General features: G+C 53.4%; 16 protein-coding genes and 1 tRNA gene. 9 read left to right on the forward strand and 8 right to left on the reverse strand.

Going from position 1 to position 16,153, the window contains the following annotated elements:
• Window position 1: 1 nt before the first annotated feature.
• The 4 genes from GAO09_RS07715 to GAO09_RS07730 are packed head-to-tail and all read right to left on the reverse strand — an operon-like array spanning window position 2 to window position 3,903.
• Window positions 2-1,036 carry an ABC transporter ATP-binding protein gene (locus GAO09_RS07715; RefSeq protein WP_153353452.1) on the reverse strand — a complete coding sequence of 345 codons (1,035 nt, stop codon included), beginning with the start codon at window positions 1,034-1,036 and terminating at the stop codon, window positions 2-4.
• 8 nt (window positions 1,037-1,044) lie between these two features.
• Window positions 1,045-1,869 (reverse strand): ABC transporter permease, encoded by an 825-nt coding sequence (locus tag GAO09_RS07720; RefSeq protein WP_153353453.1) that lies wholly within the window; start codon window positions 1,867-1,869, stop codon window positions 1,045-1,047.
• A 1-nt stretch (window position 1,870) separates the two neighbouring features.
• Window positions 1,871-2,755, reverse strand: a complete 885-nt coding sequence (locus tag GAO09_RS07725; RefSeq protein ID WP_324185003.1) for an ABC transporter permease — start codon at window positions 2,753-2,755, stop codon at window positions 1,871-1,873.
• Window positions 2,752-3,903 carry an extracellular solute-binding protein gene (locus GAO09_RS07730; RefSeq protein WP_153353454.1) on the reverse strand — a complete coding sequence of 384 codons (1,152 nt, stop codon included), beginning with the start codon at window positions 3,901-3,903 and terminating at the stop codon, window positions 2,752-2,754. Before GAO09_RS07730 ends, GAO09_RS07725 begins: the two co-directional genes overlap by 4 nt.
• Window positions 3,904-4,657: 754 nt before the next feature.
• On the opposite strand from GAO09_RS07730, the gene GAO09_RS07735 reads away from it, so the two are divergent.
• The 7 genes from GAO09_RS07735 to GAO09_RS07765 all read left to right on the forward strand — a co-directional run bounded on the left by GAO09_RS07735 (window position 4,658) and on the right by GAO09_RS07765 (window position 12,057).
• The gene (locus GAO09_RS07735) at window positions 4,658-5,833 is read left to right on the forward strand and encodes a tyrosine-type recombinase/integrase (RefSeq protein ID WP_338015055.1); all 1,176 of its coding nucleotides are present in this window, start codon (window positions 4,658-4,660) and stop codon (window positions 5,831-5,833) included.
• The gene (locus GAO09_RS07740) at window positions 5,796-6,104 is read left to right on the forward strand and encodes a hypothetical protein (RefSeq protein ID WP_153353456.1); all 309 of its coding nucleotides are present in this window, start codon (window positions 5,796-5,798) and stop codon (window positions 6,102-6,104) included. Before GAO09_RS07735 ends, GAO09_RS07740 begins: the two co-directional genes overlap by 38 nt.
• 151 nt (window positions 6,105-6,255) lie before the next feature.
• A complete protein-coding gene (locus tag GAO09_RS07745; RefSeq protein WP_153353457.1) occupies window positions 6,256-6,456 on the forward strand; it encodes a helix-turn-helix transcriptional regulator in 201 nt (66 codons plus the stop codon).
• A gap of 496 nt (window positions 6,457-6,952) precedes the next feature.
• Window positions 6,953-7,786 carry a bifunctional DNA primase/polymerase gene (locus GAO09_RS07750; RefSeq protein WP_153353458.1) on the forward strand — a complete coding sequence of 278 codons (834 nt, stop codon included), beginning with the start codon at window positions 6,953-6,955 and terminating at the stop codon, window positions 7,784-7,786.
• The gene (locus GAO09_RS07755) at window positions 7,783-9,276 is read left to right on the forward strand and encodes a YfjI family protein (protein WP_153353459.1); all 1,494 of its coding nucleotides are present in this window, start codon (window positions 7,783-7,785) and stop codon (window positions 9,274-9,276) included. The genes GAO09_RS07750 and GAO09_RS07755 overlap by 4 nt, the downstream gene beginning before the upstream one ends.
• A gap of 665 nt (window positions 9,277-9,941) precedes the next feature.
• Window positions 9,942-11,057 (forward strand): DNA cytosine methyltransferase, encoded by a 1,116-nt coding sequence (locus GAO09_RS07760; protein ID WP_153353460.1) that lies wholly within the window; start codon window positions 9,942-9,944, stop codon window positions 11,055-11,057.
• Between the two features lie 202 nt (window positions 11,058-11,259).
• Window positions 11,260-12,057: an HNH endonuclease gene (locus GAO09_RS07765; protein WP_235937972.1), complete on the forward strand. Its 798-nt coding sequence runs from the start codon at window positions 11,260-11,262 to the stop codon at window positions 12,055-12,057.
• Here the strand turns inward: GAO09_RS07765 and GAO09_RS07770 are convergent.
• The 4 genes from GAO09_RS07770 to GAO09_RS07785 form a co-directional block, all read right to left on the reverse strand.
• Window positions 12,003-12,455: a DNA mismatch endonuclease Vsr gene (locus GAO09_RS07770; protein ID WP_153353462.1), complete on the reverse strand. Its 453-nt coding sequence runs from the start codon at window positions 12,453-12,455 to the stop codon at window positions 12,003-12,005. The genes GAO09_RS07765 and GAO09_RS07770 overlap by 55 nt on opposite strands.
• Window positions 12,434-13,585 (reverse strand): HEPN domain-containing protein, encoded by a 1,152-nt coding sequence (locus GAO09_RS07775; protein ID WP_153353463.1) that lies wholly within the window; start codon window positions 13,583-13,585, stop codon window positions 12,434-12,436. Before GAO09_RS07775 ends, GAO09_RS07770 begins: the two co-directional genes overlap by 22 nt.
• Before the next feature lie 2 nt (window positions 13,586-13,587).
• A complete protein-coding gene (locus tag GAO09_RS07780) occupies window positions 13,588-14,772 on the reverse strand; it encodes a DUF262 domain-containing protein (protein WP_153353464.1) in 1,185 nt (394 codons plus the stop codon).
• 279 nt (window positions 14,773-15,051) lie between these two features.
• Window positions 15,052-15,141 (reverse strand) — tRNA-Ser (locus GAO09_RS07785).
• A 309-nt stretch (window positions 15,142-15,450) separates the two neighbouring features.
• On the opposite strand from GAO09_RS07785, the gene rplU reads away from it, so the two are divergent.
• The gene (gene rplU / locus GAO09_RS07790) at window positions 15,451-15,762 is read left to right on the forward strand and encodes a 50S ribosomal protein L21 (protein WP_112730658.1); all 312 of its coding nucleotides are present in this window, start codon (window positions 15,451-15,453) and stop codon (window positions 15,760-15,762) included.
• Between the two features lie 31 nt (window positions 15,763-15,793).
• Window positions 15,794-16,063, forward strand: coding sequence for a 50S ribosomal protein L27 (gene rpmA / locus GAO09_RS07795; RefSeq protein WP_132278681.1), 270 nt, complete (start codon window positions 15,794-15,796; stop codon window positions 16,061-16,063).
• Window positions 16,064-16,153: the final 90 nt, after the last annotated feature.

The following is a 16,153-nucleotide window of genomic DNA, read 5'->3' on the forward strand; positions in this document are numbered from 1 at the left end:
ATCAGCTCCGATAAATCTGCTGGTTGTCGCGATAGGCAGCGATGGCGCGTGGGAAAACGTCTACCCCCTGTCCCGCGCGGAACAGATCGGGATGGGCCACCATCGATTTCAGTCGCGTGCCATCGGCAAGATCAAGATCGACCAGACCGTGCGAACCATAGTCGGTCACACGGTGCACACTTGCCTTTGGAGTGTCCGACGCAGTGACATCCAGTGATTCCGGACGGATGGCAAGCGTGGCTGGGCCGTCAGGCACCTGCAACTGGACTGTAAGGTCGGAGCGCATGAAATATCCATTACGGACTTCTCCATCGATCAGGTTCATGCTGCCGATAAAACCGGCAACAAATGGCGTTTTCGGATCGCGATAAACCACATCGGGACGGTCGATCTGTTCCGTCTTACCGTTTGCCATGACGACGATACGGTCAGCCATGGAAAGGGCTTCGTCCTGACCGTGGGTGACGAACAGGGTGGTGATGCCGAGACGCTGCTGGATGTCGCGCACCTCTTCCCGAAGGCGCTCGCGCAAATGCTGGTCGAGGCTGGCAAAGGGTTCGTCAAGAAGCAGGATCTTGGGCTCCAACACCAGAGAACGAGCAAGCGCCACACGCTGCTGCTGGCCACCGGACAACTGCGTGGTCATGCGATCCCCATAACCGGCGAGACCAACCAGATCGAGCACGGCCTCGACCTTATCCCTGATCTCAGCCGCCGGCATCCGCCGTAGTTTTAGACCGAAAGCAAGATTCTTGAAAACGTTCATGTGGGTCCAGAGCGCATGGCTCTGAAACACCATGCCCGTCGGACGACGCTCGGGGGGCAGATGGGTTACATCTTCGCCATCAATGGTGATGGACCCGCTGGTCGGCTGCTCGAAACCGCCAACCATGCGCAACAGAGTGGATTTTCCGGAACCGGAAGGCCCAAGAAGGCAGACAAGTTCACCATCTGCAACATCAAGCGAAAAACTGTCGACAGCCTTGGCGCCAGCCGAAAAGGTCTTGGTGACCTCAGCGATATGAAGAACGGACATGATGTTTCCTAACCGCCGAAACCGCGAGCAAAAGCTCCGCCGCCGATGACACGGCGGGCGAACATGAGGGCAATAAACGAGGGCACCCAGAGAAGGACGGATAATACGGCCCCGAACTGGATGACCATCTGGTTGTTGATGAAACTGATCATCAGCACCGGCATCGTGCGAATACCGGGAGCCCCGATAAGCCATGCTCCCTCTGTCTCATAGAATGTCCCGACAAAACTCAGCAGTACGGCAGCAGCAATTGTCGGCCCTGCCTGCGGCAGGGTAACAGACCAGAACACACGAAACGGACCGGCTCCGACATCGCGGGCGGCCTCCTCCATGCGTCGATCGACGGACTGAAAAGCCGCGACCGGAATCCAGATCATGAACATCAATGTGCCGACCAACTGAATCAGAACGACGCCCCAGAAGGTTCCGATAAGATCGAGTTGCAGGAAGATGGCGGCGATCGCCACCAGGAGCCCGAACTTCGGAAAGGCATGACCGGCAAGAAATGAGAAGAACAGAATGTTGCGGCCCGGAAAATTCATCCGGGCAAATGCATAGGCAGCAGGAAGGCAGATCAGGGCCGACAGTAAAGTCACGACCGTCGTCAATTGCAGACTCAGCATCAACGCATTCCAGACATCGGCACGACCGAGCGTTTGCGCCCAAAACCGAAAGCCGAATTGCTGCGGAATGACGTTCGGATAACGCCACACTTCGGTGAAAGCCCAGGTGCCGACGACAAGCAAAGGCCCGACGATGGCAATCGTCAGAAGCCCGGCAAAGAAGATACCCAGCCAATCGATGCGACCACGCGCAGTCGTCATTGTACTCATTCTATTTCTCCCGACTGCGCGCGACCGAACGCACATAAAACAGCCCGAACACGATACAGAAGCCGAAGGCGATCACGGCCTGCGTCATCGCTCCGACCGGGTCCTGCACCTCACGTAAAGTGCGCTGCATGAAGGGACCAAGCATTTCAGGCGAGGCCGGACCAAGCAGATAAGGCAATGTAAAGGAGGAGAAGATGCCAAGGACCGAAAAAGAAAGCGCCACAAGGATGGAGTTGGATATCCGCGGCAGGATGATGTGCCAAAACACCTGCACGGCGTTGGCGCCCACGTCGCGCGCAGCTTCTATGGACTGGTTGGCGACGCTGCCAAGACCCGCAAGCAGGATCAGAACCGTCAAGGGAATATTATCCCAGACAAGGCCGATAACCGGCCCCCAAGGCGTCAGGTAGGGCGTGCGGATTTTCGGCAGATCCACAGCGTTGAAAAGAATATCCACCATGCCGTTCGGGCCGAGCACCCGGATGAAGGCGAATGCAAGGATAATCGAGGGCACGAACATCGGGAAAATCGCAAGCGCCTGCACATAAGCTGCCAATCGACCGCGGGAGAAACGCAAATACAGCGCTATCGGCAGGCAAATCATCAATAGCAGGATGGCGCAGACCAGGGTCGTCCACAGCGTTATGGACAAATTATCGAGACTATAGCTGTCGGAAAAAAAGAAAGCATAACTCGACAGGTCGAAGCCCATCTCGCCGCTTTTATCCTTACGCCAGACGGTGCGGCTGATTGCATTGATGGCCGGCCAGATCACCAGCCAGATCACCAGGAAAACAGGAATGGCGACAAACAGGAGACCGATGGGCCTCCTGCTTTCTGCTGTGTCTACGAGCGGACGAACCGCCTGTTTAGTCGCCTCACTCACGACTTGCGATCGATGCTCGGCGCAACGTTGCGATACCAGCCATCGTTGATGGCGGCTTCCCACTTTCCGCCGGGAAAGGTCGGAATCGATTGGGGAATGATGTCGGCGAATTTTTCACGCAGTTCAGGAGAGATGTGACCCCAAGACACACCCGGGAACCCGCCGAGTTCCGTCAGAATGGCTCCCTGCATTTCTTCCGAGAGAATAAAATCGGCCAGCTTGAGGGCTGCATCACGATTTGCGCCATTATCCAGCACAACTGCCCGCGAAAAATTGCCGCAAAGCGCCAGATCCTGCAATTGCACCAATCCGGTTTCCGCCGGCAGCACTCCCTGATCGATTGCCTGCAGCACCTGGTCAGACCATACCGGGATCATCGTCACAACGCCTTGCGAGAGGAGTTGCACGGACTGGGTATTGCCGGAGGAATAAGCTCCCTTATCATAAAGCGACGGTGCGATATCGGCCAGCAGTTTCCAGGCCTTGCCGAGCGCCTCATCGCCGAATTCCTGAGTGTAGTTGCTGACGGTGAAAGCGTTCGGATCACGGCCATTCGCTTCATGGATAGCGCGACGAACAAAATTTCCGCCGGAGCCACCCTTGTCGGGGCGATTGTAGACAAACTGACCTGGATTGGCCTTGATCCAGGCAACCAGATCGGCCCAGTTTTTCGGCACATCGGCCGGCTTCAGCTTCGTTTTGTCATAAGCGAGCAGAACCTGACTGCCACGATAGGGAAGACTGTAATCGCTCTGGATCGCGAGCGGATTGACGCGGGCATAGTTGGACAGACCTGCCTTTGCCATATTCACGTAGATGCCAGCCTCAATGGCGCCTGCAGGCAACAACGGATCGGAATGCTCGAAATAGTCCGCTTGAGGATCAGTTCCGGTCTGCTTGGCAGCGATAGCACGCTCGGCAATTGCAATAATGCCGGCATTGTCGCCTGCATCAACAAGATTAAGCTTGATGCCGGCATTGGCAGCCTCGAAAGCCGGCTTGACGGTATTGGCCCAGAAATCGAGCACATTGGTATCGGACCCCGTATACCAGTCAATCGTGCCCTTGGCAGCGAAGCTCATACGAGGCGCAATCATCATACCAGCGGCAGCGCCAGCGGCGGACATCACAAAGGTGCGGCGTTTCATAATTGTCTCCGGTTAAGTCGGCTCGTGATTGGCCAAGCGCCGCTCCAATCGCAAGGCGACGCCATCCGGCAGACATACACACGCGTGCATGAACCCACCGAAACGGAGACGGTTCTATTTCGGGTTCATAACGTCTTCATGACAAGAAAGAACGTGATCGCGCGTGCAAAGCATTGCAAACCAACGCGTCCCGCATCACCTCAAGCGCCCGGACGGCAGCCCCGAATAAAACCAGCGCCCAATTCAGGTATGCCTTCCAGATTTCACTGAAACAGATGCTCTGCTTTATCGAGAGCGAAGGAAGCGAAAGATAGAATTGCTACCAAACGCATAATCCCCCAGTTACCGCGCCTATGCCGCCCACTCTCGGTGATTGTTAAAGCTATGCTTTTCAGGAGAAACCAGCTTACGCGTACTCTAGCCCGTATCGCTGTACCGCAATGATCGATTGGTCCGGCACCAACACGCGCGCCAGCAAGGAAACTCAATCATTCAAGAGGAAACGTTTTCCCAAATCGGAAACGTAGAGAGGAATGATGATCATAGCATGAGAAGGGTAAATTATGGCGGAGAGGGTGTCCGCTTGGATCACTTCCAAGAACTTCTGGTGAGTTTCAGTAACGCATTAACCATAATGGATTTTTCTTTCGCCACTGACTAGACAGGCCTGGTGGGCTCCAGCACGTTCCAACTTGTATTTGTGGGTAGGAACGTGGGTATGCGGTCGATTAATAAGCTCTCAGCTCAGCGCGTTATGAAGGAAGTGAAGCCAGGTCGGTATGGTGATGGCGGCGGTCTATGGCTGCAAGTTTCACAGTCAGGTACCAAAGCCTGGATCTTCCGTTTCATGAAAAACGGACGAGCGCGCCAAATGGGACTCGGGAGTACTGAAACATTTTCTTTAAAGGAAGCCCGTGAACGAGCGCGAGACGCACGGAAATTGTTGTCTGATGGCTACGATCCCATTGAGAGCCGACAAGCCACAAAGAACGCAGAGGTATCCGATAAGCGTGGGATAACTTTCAACGAGGCAGCATCTAGATATATCAAGGCTCATAGCCCTGGCTGGCGTAACACGAAGCACGCGGCTCAATGGCAAAGTTCGCTAAGCACCTACGCAAACAAAACCATAGGCGACGTGGACGTAGCGCAGATTGACACCTCCCACGTCGTCACTATCCTCGAACCGATTTGGACAACGAAAACAGAGACTGCTAGCAGGCTTCGTGGTCGTATTGAGAGTGTCCTTGATTGGGCCACCGCGCGAACGTTTCGAGAAGGCGAAAATCCTGCTCGTTGGCGTGGCCACCTTGATAAGCTCCTAGCTGCACGCAACAAAGTTTCAAGGGTAAAGCATCACGGTGCGTTACCCTACGCCTCGGCACCGGAATTCTTCAGAAAACTAAGGGTGCTCGAACATCAATCCGCACGCGCTCTCGAATTTACCATTCTTACCGCAGCGAGGACAGGGGAAGCGCTCGGCGCGCGGTGGACAGAGTTCGACCTAGAAGCTGGCATATGGGTGGTACCGGGCGAACGCATGAAGTCGGCTCGTAACCATAGGGTGCCGCTATCAAAACAGACGGTCGAAATGCTAGTCGCGCAACCTCGATTGGGAGACTACGTATTTGCGGGCGCGCGGAGAAATCAGCCACTCTCTAATATGGCTATGCTGCAGTTATTGCGTGGGATGCACGGGACAGAGGGCTTAACCGTTCACGGCTTCCGCTCGACATTTCGAGATTGGGCAGCCGAGACAACAAATTTTCCCCGCGACGTGGCCGAAGCTGCACTCGCGCACGTGATCGGGGACAAAACCGAGGCGGCGTATCGACGAGGCGACGCTCTCCAGAAACGTCGGCACATGATGCAAGATTGGGCAAACTTTTGCAGTGAATCAGCTCCAGCAGGTTGTGACCAAAGTGTATAAAGGCAGACGTTACGAGTCAGTGGACAACTTTCAGCCTGATCCTGGCAAGATCAGGAAGCGCGGTGCGCGCCCTCACCCAGACGAGACTATTATTGCGGAGGTAAAAAACCTTCAGGTCACGTTAAACGTCAGTAGGCATCACGCTATTATGGATATCGGCCGGAAAAAATTCGAAGGCGCATCAAACAAGGAAAACAAGCTCGAAGCCTTCAGAATTCGCATCGAACGAAAAATGACGAGAGCGAATAAGAAATATTTGTCGGCCGATTAAATAACTTACCTAGACAGACGATCCTCGACTAACGGATCAACAAAAACCATGTCAAAACGGTGACAATTGACGGAATTACGACCGTAGTCACCGGCAATATTTCGTGGCTACCCTGGAACCGAATAAAACTAATAGGCTCCAGGAGAATCCAATGATTACAAATCACAGATTTTTACGTCTAAACCAAGTTAGAGAACTGACTGGGCTTCCCACTTCGACACTGTACGACCTCATGCAAAAGAGCCGGTTCCCAAGGCCAATCAAGCTTAGTGCTCGTTCAGTTGCATGGCTGGCGTGCGATATTGAAGAGTGGCAAGAGCGCCTTATTCAGCAGGGGAGCAAGGCACTCTGATGCTGAGTTTCGATACTCTGATCGCCTCAGCGCATTCAATCCAGCCCGAGGCTTCGCATCTCTTCATTGGCTCCCATTCCGTAGCCAACACCGTGACCAGGCTAGGACTGACGCGAGTCATCACTCCAGATACAAGCGACCCTATCTACCAAGCGGACCAGGCCTACTTCGCCGGGCGGCCAGGGCGTTGCACGCTAATCCGAAATGATACATGCCCAGCGACGGCGCGCACACACACTCGGAACCCTCCGCCACAACTGTGGGTACTAGTCATTGGGTTGACCCACAGCATCCACTTATCGATGCCAGTCTGGCGCGGAACGCCCTGCTTTCTCACTGAAACGCTTCAGCTCGGGGCTGATGAATGCCATGCGCCTGTATACGCCAAAGCGGCGGCGGACGTGGAAATCTCGTTGTTGTTAAAAAAGTGCATCGCGAACGAAGGTCGCGACTGGACTGATTGGAAAAACTACACCTGGAGCATTGAGAGAAGCGCATGGACAGGCTGACCCGCACTTCAATGCTAGGGCTTGCGCAGATGTATTCAACACAGACAGCTCTCGTGTTCCCATGCGGTAATGGCGGCACCAACGTAAAGAGACCTCTGGTCGCAGGAGGCCACCTTAGCGCAACCAACGACATATACCGTGTTAACGCGCTGTGGAGCGCAGGTAACAGTGAGGCGTTAGTGGGACTGCCGTGCAGCGCAAACCATATCATTGTGGTTGATTGCGATCGGCACGGCGATGGCGATGGTGTTGACTGTATCGAGCGACTTTTTCAAATCAACAACTTCAACGCAATCCGGCATGTACCCGTCGTTGCAACGCCAAACGCAGGACGTCATTACTATTTTGAGTCGCCTCCCGATCACCAGCGTTTGAAGGGAAAACTAGGCCCGGCCATCGATATCAAGTTGAATGGGTATGTTATCGCACCAGGCTCCATAATGCGGGACGGGAGGGAGTACAGCCTTCTTAATGGAGTGCCGTCTGATTTAGCAGCGGCAATAAAGCACAGAGCCCTACCCCCGCTGCCGATTTGGCTGCACCAAATGATTACGGTTCAGGAAGCCAATGCATCGTCAACTATGAGTGCGAACTACAATGTATACGCTCGCCTCAAAGGATTGGTCTGTAAAGTAGCCACCGCACCGGAGGGCGAGCGTAACGCGACTCTATTCTGGGCAGCTTGCCGAATGAGCGAGATGGTCGTCAAACGGGAGCTTCCCAGAGAGGACGCGATCGCGCTTCTGGACAAAGCTGGAGCGTATGCAGGTCTCTCGCAGAGAGACGTTGCTGCAACTATACGGAGCGGTTTCTCGCGATGAACGATGCAGCATATTCATTTGTTCTCTCGCACGCGATGCCGGAGGACAAAAAGCCTCTTTATCGACAAGTGCCTCCCGCCGCCCCATTTCCAGTGGATGCACTTGGCCCACTCGCGGCAGCTTGCAGTGCGATACAGGAGTTGACGCAAGCACCTGCGGCTTTGGTAGGACAATCGGTCCTCGCCGCTGCCACGTTAGCCGTACAAGCTCAGCGCGACGTGGACCTTCCAGGCGCAGGGCGCCGTCCTCTGACCGGCATCTTCATTACAATCGCAGAGAGTGGCGAGCGCAAAACATCCGTCGATAAACTTGCATTGCAAGGGGTTAGGGAAATCGAACGTCAATGGGCAGGGGATGCCGCGAGACAATGGGCAAACTACGTCAACGAGCGAAAAGCATGGGAAACAGTACGAAAATCCGCCGAAAAGAAACACGGTGATGACATGTCGGCGCTGACCACCGCACTAGCGGCGACAGGTCCAGAACCCGTCCCGCCTCCCCATCCTATGCTCATACTTGAAGACTTCACCTCTGAGGCATTGACAATGCATCTAGCAGGCGCCCGTCCATTTGCCGGTATATTCTCTTCCGAAGGCGGCATTCTCGTCGGCGGAGCTGCCTTTACCGACGATAATAACATGAAGACCGGTGCATTGCTTAATCTGCTGTGGGATGGCGAACCGATACGGCGCACCAGGGTTGGCACCGGGCAAACATACCTTCCAGGCAGGAGATGCAGCGTTCATATAATGCTGCAGCAAGTCGTTGCAGACAAACTATTCGGGGATCCAGTCCTCGAAGGGAATGGCCTAACCGCGCGGATGCTTACCGTCGCGCCGCAATCGACAATAGGGACACGCTTTTTCCGCGAACATACTTCCAGTGCCGAAGGCGAGCTTCAACATTTTAACTCGCGCATAATGCAATTATTATCTCGCGACGTTACAAAGCATCCCGATACCGGAGCCCTTGAGCCTTCGACCATCTGGCTTAGTCAAGACGCTAAGACCGCCTACATTAGCTTTCATGACGTGTGCGAGCGAGAGATAAGATCTGACGGTTCTCTTTCGGAGATCAGAGGTTTTGGCGCAAAACTTGCCGAACAAGCGGGGCGAATCGCAGCAATCTTGACGCTCTATCACGATCCCGACGCACACGAGGTTTCATTAACCGCGATGCAATGCGGAATTAATCTCGCTACATTTTATGCAAACGAAGCTCTCCGCATTCGGAACTCCTCCGCGATATCCAACGATCTTCGCTTGGCCGCGGAATTGATCGAATGGTGGCGACGATTGCAGCGACAGCAGTTACATCTCGCTTTGGTTTATCAACATGGTCCAAAGAGGATTAGAGACGCTAAGACTGCGCGACGCATTCTTGGGGTGCTGATTGACAATGGGCAAATCACGCAGCTTACAGCTGGCTCTATCGTAGATGGCAAAGCTCGGAAAGAAGCGTATCAGCTAAACGTTGATCCTCGCGATTAGCCTGGTTAGCCCTCTCCCTAGCATCCCGCGTCTATCTTCTACTTTTTTTTCTGGGTTCTCACGCGAGCTGCTAATCAGGCTAATCTAACAAAAGCGGACGTTCCATCCGCCAAAATCGCTTGATTCTAGTCACAAAACGTTGTCCCTGGAAATCGTACCCACAAAATAACCCACATTAGAGACGTGTTAGGTGCCATGATGCCCAGAAGTAGTCGTGCCAATATACCCGCACTGCAGCAAGCTAGCACGCGCATCGGTAATGAATCAGCGCTTCTCGACGGAGTAGACGGTAGAACGAACGGCGCCCGCCGCTTCAAAGAGATTTTCACGCGACTGTCAACCGAACTAACTCAACTAAAGCGCCGACAGACAACCGTGGAGTCACTAATTCTCATGCGCGCTTCGTTTCTCGTCATCTGGTGCGAGAAGCAAGAGGCAAAACTGGCGTCTGGTGAAGACGTAGACGTAGGAGCATATGTCACGACTTCGAACACGCTTCGGAAACTTCTCGCGGACGTGGAATTGCTAAGGGAGAAGTAGGTCGTAACCCGGCTAAGCATTGACGCCATCGGTGGAGACTTGACATTTGTTCTCCATTTGGCCTTCCCGAACTGCTCGCCATCTGTCAGACTGAGTCAAGTGCTTCGCATATTTGGGATTGACTGATGAATTACCGAATCGCTGACTTGTTTTGCGGTGCTGGCGGAATGACGCTCGGCTTCGTCGATAACCGATTCGGTGGCGGATTTGATTCGGTCTTCGCACTGGACAATGACAAATCCTCCGCAGCAACACACCGTACTAACTTCGGCGGTGAGTCGCTATGCGAAAACATTGAAACTTGGATTAGCGAGGCTGACGTTCCGAAAGTAGACGTCGTCGTCGGCGGACCGCCTTGTCAGGGATTTAGCTTACTTAACAAACGGCGTACCGGAGACGAGCGACGCGCTCTGTGGGAACCATATCTCCTGGCAGTGAAGGAAAGCGGTGCACGTATTTTCGTTATGGAGAACGTTGCTGAGCTTTACCGTTCACCTGAGCTGGATGACATCCGCGCTAGGGCAGAGTCGCTAGGCTTCAAAACGTCTGCATGGGTACTGAATACCGCTAATTACGGTGTCGCACAGACCCGAAAGCGCACTATCGTCATAGGTTGGGACAGCGTCAAAGTGCCAAATGGCGTTGGGATGCCTACTCAGACGCACCGCGATCCGTCTATTGTCGTCGCCTCTGACAGAAATCTTACACCCTGGCTAACGGTCAAAGACGCATTCAAAGGATTGCCAGCAGACACAGTCGGGATAGACATCGGTGACGGCTCCCCGCTTGATCTTCACTTCGGCAGAAGTCCAACGACGCTCAGCCAGAAACGCTACAGGGTCGTCCCACCCGGCGGCAACCGCTTCGATCTTCAACGAAACGCACCCGAACTAACACCCGATTGCTGGATACGTAAGACATCAGGTGGCACAGACTTGTTTGGACGCCTCTGGTGGGATCGCCCCTCGGTGACAATTCGGACAGAGTTCTTCAAACCTGAAAAAGGCCGATATTTGCACCCTGAAGAACATCGGCCGATAAGTCACCGCGAGGCAGCTCGATTGATGGGCTTTCCCGACGATTTTCGTTTTTCGGGTTCGAAAGTGGATATCGCAAGGCAGATCGGAAACGCAGTTCCACCTCCGTTCGCTGGGGCGATTGCTCGCTCAGTTAAAGAGGCGCTTGATGCAGTAAAGATGTTGGATAGCAAAATCGATGGCGCGACGTCGGAAGCTGCATAGCGAACCAGAGAAAGCTCTTGCCGAGCTTCAGACTCTTCTCGATGATTTCTCTAGCTGGCTATCAGACCCAGATCTACGGGCAAAGGTTAGGGCTTTAATCCCAGCAATACACAAAATTCGCGAGGTTGGAGTAATCCTCCAAACTGGCGCCGCGCAGCTATCTGCGCGCATGCGAATTCTCAACTACTTACAGGCTTATCCGTTGACCGTAATTGACGGCGATGAGCTGATGGTGGTCTCCGGCATTCAGGACTACCCGCGCCGAGTTCGTGAGCTTCGCGTACAGCTCGGTTGGCAAATCAGCAGTGGCGCCACATTCAAAGATATGGCGAACGATCTTTCCAGAACGGGGAATCTGGAAGATCTCGCCGCGATAGAAGCCGCTCTTGGACGAGATCCACTCACGTTAAGGACGGATCAATACGTTCTCCTATCGCTCGAGGAAGACAGAGAAGCAGCCCATAGATGGAACAACTTAAACGAGATTCGGCGAAGCAAGGCTTCGGTACAGGACAAACTGCTTCGATACATGCTGAAAAACATCGGCAGGCCTGTGTTAGGCGAAGAACTTCGCTATCTCGCAGGTGACCGCAACGAATGGCCGAGACGGATGCGAGAATTGAGAACGGAAGGAGGTTGGTCGATAGCGACCAAGATGAGCGGACGTCCGGATCTGAATGTCGGGACTTACGTACTTGAAACTGGTGAACCAGCACCCGAGCACGATCGACATATCCCGGATGCTGTGCGGGTAGATGTGCTCATACGTGACAAATACCGTTGCCAGTGGCCCGAGTGTGGATGGGAACGCGGAATGGCCGCTCCGAATGACCCACGAAAACTGCTGGAGCTTCACCACGTCGTGCACCATCGCGACAAGGGAACAAACACAACCGGCAACTTGATAACACTTTGCAATACGCACCACGACTTGGTTCACAAGGATCAGTCAGCGGCAAAGGTTGTTGAGACAATCTTAGCTGAAGCGCACGCGCGCTGACGCTCTAAAAACTGTTGCAGTCTGCAGATACTATCCGTTAGTTCGCATTCCCATATAATAAAAACGTGCCACCCTTGCCGCCTTAAAGATTCTTCATTGATTTGGTCGCGCTGCTTATTGCTATTGAGCTTGGCAATCCATTTCTCTTTATTCGATTTCGGAAGAGTGGTCCCTTTTCGGCAGTCGTGCCCGTGCCAGAAGCACCCGTGCACGAAGATCGCACACTTGAACTTCTTCAGAACAATGTCTGGTTTGCCCGGCAAATCTTTCGAGTGAATGCGAAACCGGAATCCGCTTGCGAATAGGGCACGCCGAACCGCGATCTCCGGCCGAGTATTCTTCGCTTTGATCCTGGACATAAGCGCGGACCGATCCGCTATCGATAGTTTGTCTGCCATCTCAGATATCGTCTCTGACTTCTGGCAATCGTCGGCTTGCTTGCAGAGACTGCCTCCTCATGGGTATCAGGTAACGGCGGATCGCTTGATACAGTTGCTGTAGCGGCCTCAAGTGCATAAATTATAGCGTTCTTTTTACCAGGCGCGTCGAGAAGCATTCCAAGTTCTGTCGCAGTTGTGAAATCAACGGACTCTTGTGGAACGCTGTCCAATTGAAGACTGCTTACACGTCGTTCGAGGCAGTAATTATCGCCACACAGGTAGATGGTGTCTCCTACGGCGAACCGACCGAGCATCAAACCTATAGCGACACTCCCATTTTTCATGCTTTCGGACACCTTACCCCTTTCCGTGGCATGTTTGTAAGGCTTCAGCGTGAACAGACCAGCTAGCTGCACTCGTTCCGCCAGCGCCTCACATACTGCGCTGATAAAGTCACAGAACTCCAGATGGACGTTCAAATGAAGCAAGTCGCTTATGTCGATCGTACCGTGGGCAGCGTCATTACGGAATTTGATCAGTTCGGCCATCTGACTTTCAGCCGTACCGGTTAGCCTGTCACCGGCAGCGAAAAACTCTTTGACTCTCCGATGGTTCTCGATCCACGATTGAACACCTTCGATACCGCAAGCATTCATAAATCGATTCAACTCAGGCAACCGCAAGTTTTGCTCCTGCATGAGCATTGCTTTTGGTTCCAGTGAGTATTCAAGTCCTCCGAGAGCGCTGTTGTATGTGCCGATCAACTGCGAAAGATCGATGTCCGCGAAGCGCGCCCTATCCTTTTTGTCGAGTATTTTCGCGAGACCCTGCCTGTAGGAGGACTTAATTGCATCGGGTAGATCCATGAAAGGCATCCTCCCCTGCAACAGGCTTAAATGCTCGCGTATCATTTCGTGCGCAAATTGCTCGTAGATAGCATAAATTCGCGTCACTGCTGCACAGTGATCTATTATCCTCCACTCTACGCTGGAAGGGGCATCAGCTGGAGCGATTACTTGAATGCTAGCGCCATTCGGCTTCTTCGGTGTCTCGTCGAGAACAAGCGTTCGAAGGTTGTCGGATGTCCGAATGTGCTTCGCAAGCGCGCCAATCGCCTCGTGCGTCCGGCTGAGGTAAGCGTTGTACATGCTTAGGCCAATATATCGCGCAGCATCGCCCGATAAAGGTCAATTCTGTCCTTTAAATCCTGCTTCGTGTTAGCGCGTCCGGTAAAAGCGCCATCTGGATGCCTTATGAAAAGGCGCTTTGTAGCCTTGAGAACGTCAGACTTACGTTCAACAAGTTGAGATCCGTAGCGCAAAACTTCTGACAGACCGATCATAACGGCATCTTGGAACGCGCGATGAGGTTTGGTATCCCACGCTTCACGCTCAGGAGAATACGGCCTGAAAATGCGTTGACCGTAAATGTCTAATGCAAGGCTAAGCGTCTTTTCGTAGAGCTCGGAAAGCTGCGCCACATCGCCACGAGAAAACTTAGCCGCGCGCCTCATGTAGAGATCAAGAAACCCCTGCATTCCGTTACGATAGTGGTCCGCGTGCCGAAGCGCAAAGAACCTGAGAACTACCTCTGCGTCGCCCATTTTTGCGAAGAACGGATCAGAGACGAGTGTGGTATTTGCTTCAATTTCATTTTCGACCCAACGCGGCAAGCCCCACACGCTGCGGAACTCATCGGTACGAGTTATTTGATGGATCATATCGTTGAATTCGCCGCGATAAAGTGCGTTTCTGATTTCCTGCCTCTCCAGCTTGATCCCGCCGGTATTGAGACGATCGAAAACAGTCTCGCGAAGAAGCGAGGCTTCCTCCTCGCTCCCAGTTGATTCCTTGAGTAGGACAATCGAAGTTATTGAGCGCCGGTCAATGCCTGCGCGAATCTTGTCAGGTAGGGTGCTATAATAGCGACCGTTAAGCTCGGGCCATGTTTCTAAGCCGCGGAGCTTTAAGGTATTGGCGTAAAAGTCACGAAGAGCGGTAATCCGCTGTTGACCATCCATTACCTCGTAAGAGTTGAAGTCACGTTCATAGAGAAATACTGGAGGAACCGGTATGTTCATCACAAACGATTCAATCAGCAAACTCTGCGTCCGGACGTCCCACCGCGGACGCCGTTGATAAAACGGGCGAAGATCCATGTAATCAGGATCCTTCAACTGATTAACAAACCCCGGCAGTTTCTCTCGGTTGGATTCGATTACGATGCGCCCTTCACCTCTGACGTAACGCTCGTTGATTGCCCTATCATCAGGGCGCTCGGAACGCTCAGCTGCGTCGTCCGTCCACATGGTTTGTTCATCTGGTGAAAAGGGCATTAGTTATTCCTTTTAGAGATCAGCGCTTCATGTATCACTGACCAGAACAAGATGTGCACAAATGCGTCCGTGTCTGCAAGCACGCGCCCCCAACAAGCGGTCGCTAACTCCACGACCGCAGTTATCAAGACAAAATTACCGACTATAGCGACTTGAGGAACAACCAGCGCGTAGTGAATTCATCACCAACCAGCCCGCATAACAATTGTGGGTAGGCTTGATGGTAACGCTTGCTCGAAACAATAAATATAAACTATTTCAGCATCTTGCAGCGGTAAATGGCGGAGAGGGTGGGATTCGAACCCACGATACGGTTGCCCGTATGCCGCATTTCGAGTGCGGTGCTTTCGACCACTCAGCCACCTCTCCGCTTGAGCATGATGACGCGTTGGTCAGCGCGACGCGGTTCATAGCGATGAAAATCCGGACTGGCAAGAGGCCAAAAGAAACTCTTTGTAGATAGTCACCTTGACAGTTTTTTGACTCTCACGTATTCCCGCACGCAATTAGGCGTGGAAAGCTTTCCTCGCCTCTTTGTTTGTGTGGATTTGGCCTTAACGCTGCCTCACAGATTTCACCGGCGGGCCCTTTGAGCAATCTCAGAAGTCTGCCATTCCGACTGACAAAAAGACGGCCGCCTTTCGGGGAAGAGCCGGAACGAACATGAAAGGATAAATAATGTTCGCAGTCATCAAGACCGGCGGTAAGCAGTACCGCGTGGCCGCCAACGACGTGCTCACCATCGAAAAGCTGGAAGCCGAAGCTGGTGCAGTTGTAGAATTCAACGAAATCCTGGTCGTCGGCGTTGGCGCCGATGCCAAGTTCGGTGCGCCTTTCGTAGCCGGCGCCATCGTCAAGGCTGAAGTCGTTGAACATAACCGTGGCAAGAAGGTTCTGTCCTTCAAGAAGCGTCGCCGTCAGAATTCCAAGCGTATTCGCGGTCATCGCCAGCATCACACGGTTGTTCGTATCACCGACATCGTCGCTTAATCGGGTTTCGTAGGTTTAAAGGAGAACTCCCATGGCACATAAAAAAGCTGGCGGTTCATCGCGTAACGGTCGCGATTCTAACTCCAAGCGCCTTGGCGTGAAGAAGTTCGGTGGCGAAGTCGTCATCGCAGGCAACATTATCGTGCGCCAGCGCGGTACGCAGTGGCATCCGGGCGCCAATGTCGGCCTCGGCAAGGACCACACCATTTTTGCGCTTACCGCCGGCAACGTGAACTACCGTACGAAGGCTAACGGCCGCGTATACGTGTCCGTGATGCCGAAAGCCGAAGCCGCAGAATAAAGCCGGCAAGCGTTAGCAACCGGCGTCTCATCGACCCGGTTGAATGTTAAAGGTTCAGTCAAAGAAAAGGGGAGATGGGGCACCACCCAC

It is taken from the genome of Endobacterium cereale, from assembly GCF_009617585.1.
GTDB lineage: Bacteria > Pseudomonadota > Alphaproteobacteria > Rhizobiales > Rhizobiaceae > Neorhizobium > Neorhizobium cereale.

Coding starts and splice junctions, on each gene's coding strand:
- GAO09_RS07715 (WP_153353452.1), bottom strand. CDS start 1,036: ATGTCCGTTCTTCATATCGCTGAGGTCACCAAGACCTTTTCGGCTGGC.
- GAO09_RS07720 (WP_153353453.1), bottom strand. CDS start 1,869: ATGAGTACAATGACGACTGCGCGTGGTCGCATCGATTGGCTGGGTATC.
- GAO09_RS07730 (WP_153353454.1), bottom strand. CDS start 3,903: ATGAAACGCCGCACCTTTGTGATGTCCGCCGCTGGCGCTGCCGCTGGT.
- GAO09_RS07735 (WP_338015055.1), top strand. CDS start 4,658: ATGAAGGAAGTGAAGCCAGGTCGGTATGGTGATGGCGGCGGTCTATGG.
- GAO09_RS07745 (WP_153353457.1), top strand. CDS start 6,256: ATGATTACAAATCACAGATTTTTACGTCTAAACCAAGTTAGAGAACTG.
- GAO09_RS07750 (WP_153353458.1), top strand. CDS start 6,953: ATGGACAGGCTGACCCGCACTTCAATGCTAGGGCTTGCGCAGATGTAT.
- GAO09_RS07755 (WP_153353459.1), top strand. CDS start 7,783: ATGAACGATGCAGCATATTCATTTGTTCTCTCGCACGCGATGCCGGAG.
- GAO09_RS07760 (WP_153353460.1), top strand. CDS start 9,942: ATGAATTACCGAATCGCTGACTTGTTTTGCGGTGCTGGCGGAATGACG.
- GAO09_RS07770 (WP_153353462.1), bottom strand. CDS start 12,455: ATGGCAGACAAACTATCGATAGCGGATCGGTCCGCGCTTATGTCCAGG.
- GAO09_RS07775 (WP_153353463.1), bottom strand. CDS start 13,585: ATGTACAACGCTTACCTCAGCCGGACGCACGAGGCGATTGGCGCGCTT.
- GAO09_RS07780 (WP_153353464.1), bottom strand. CDS start 14,772: ATGCCCTTTTCACCAGATGAACAAACCATGTGGACGGACGACGCAGCT.
- rplU (WP_112730658.1), top strand. CDS start 15,451: ATGTTCGCAGTCATCAAGACCGGCGGTAAGCAGTACCGCGTGGCCGCC.
- rpmA (WP_132278681.1), top strand. CDS start 15,794: ATGGCACATAAAAAAGCTGGCGGTTCATCGCGTAACGGTCGCGATTCT.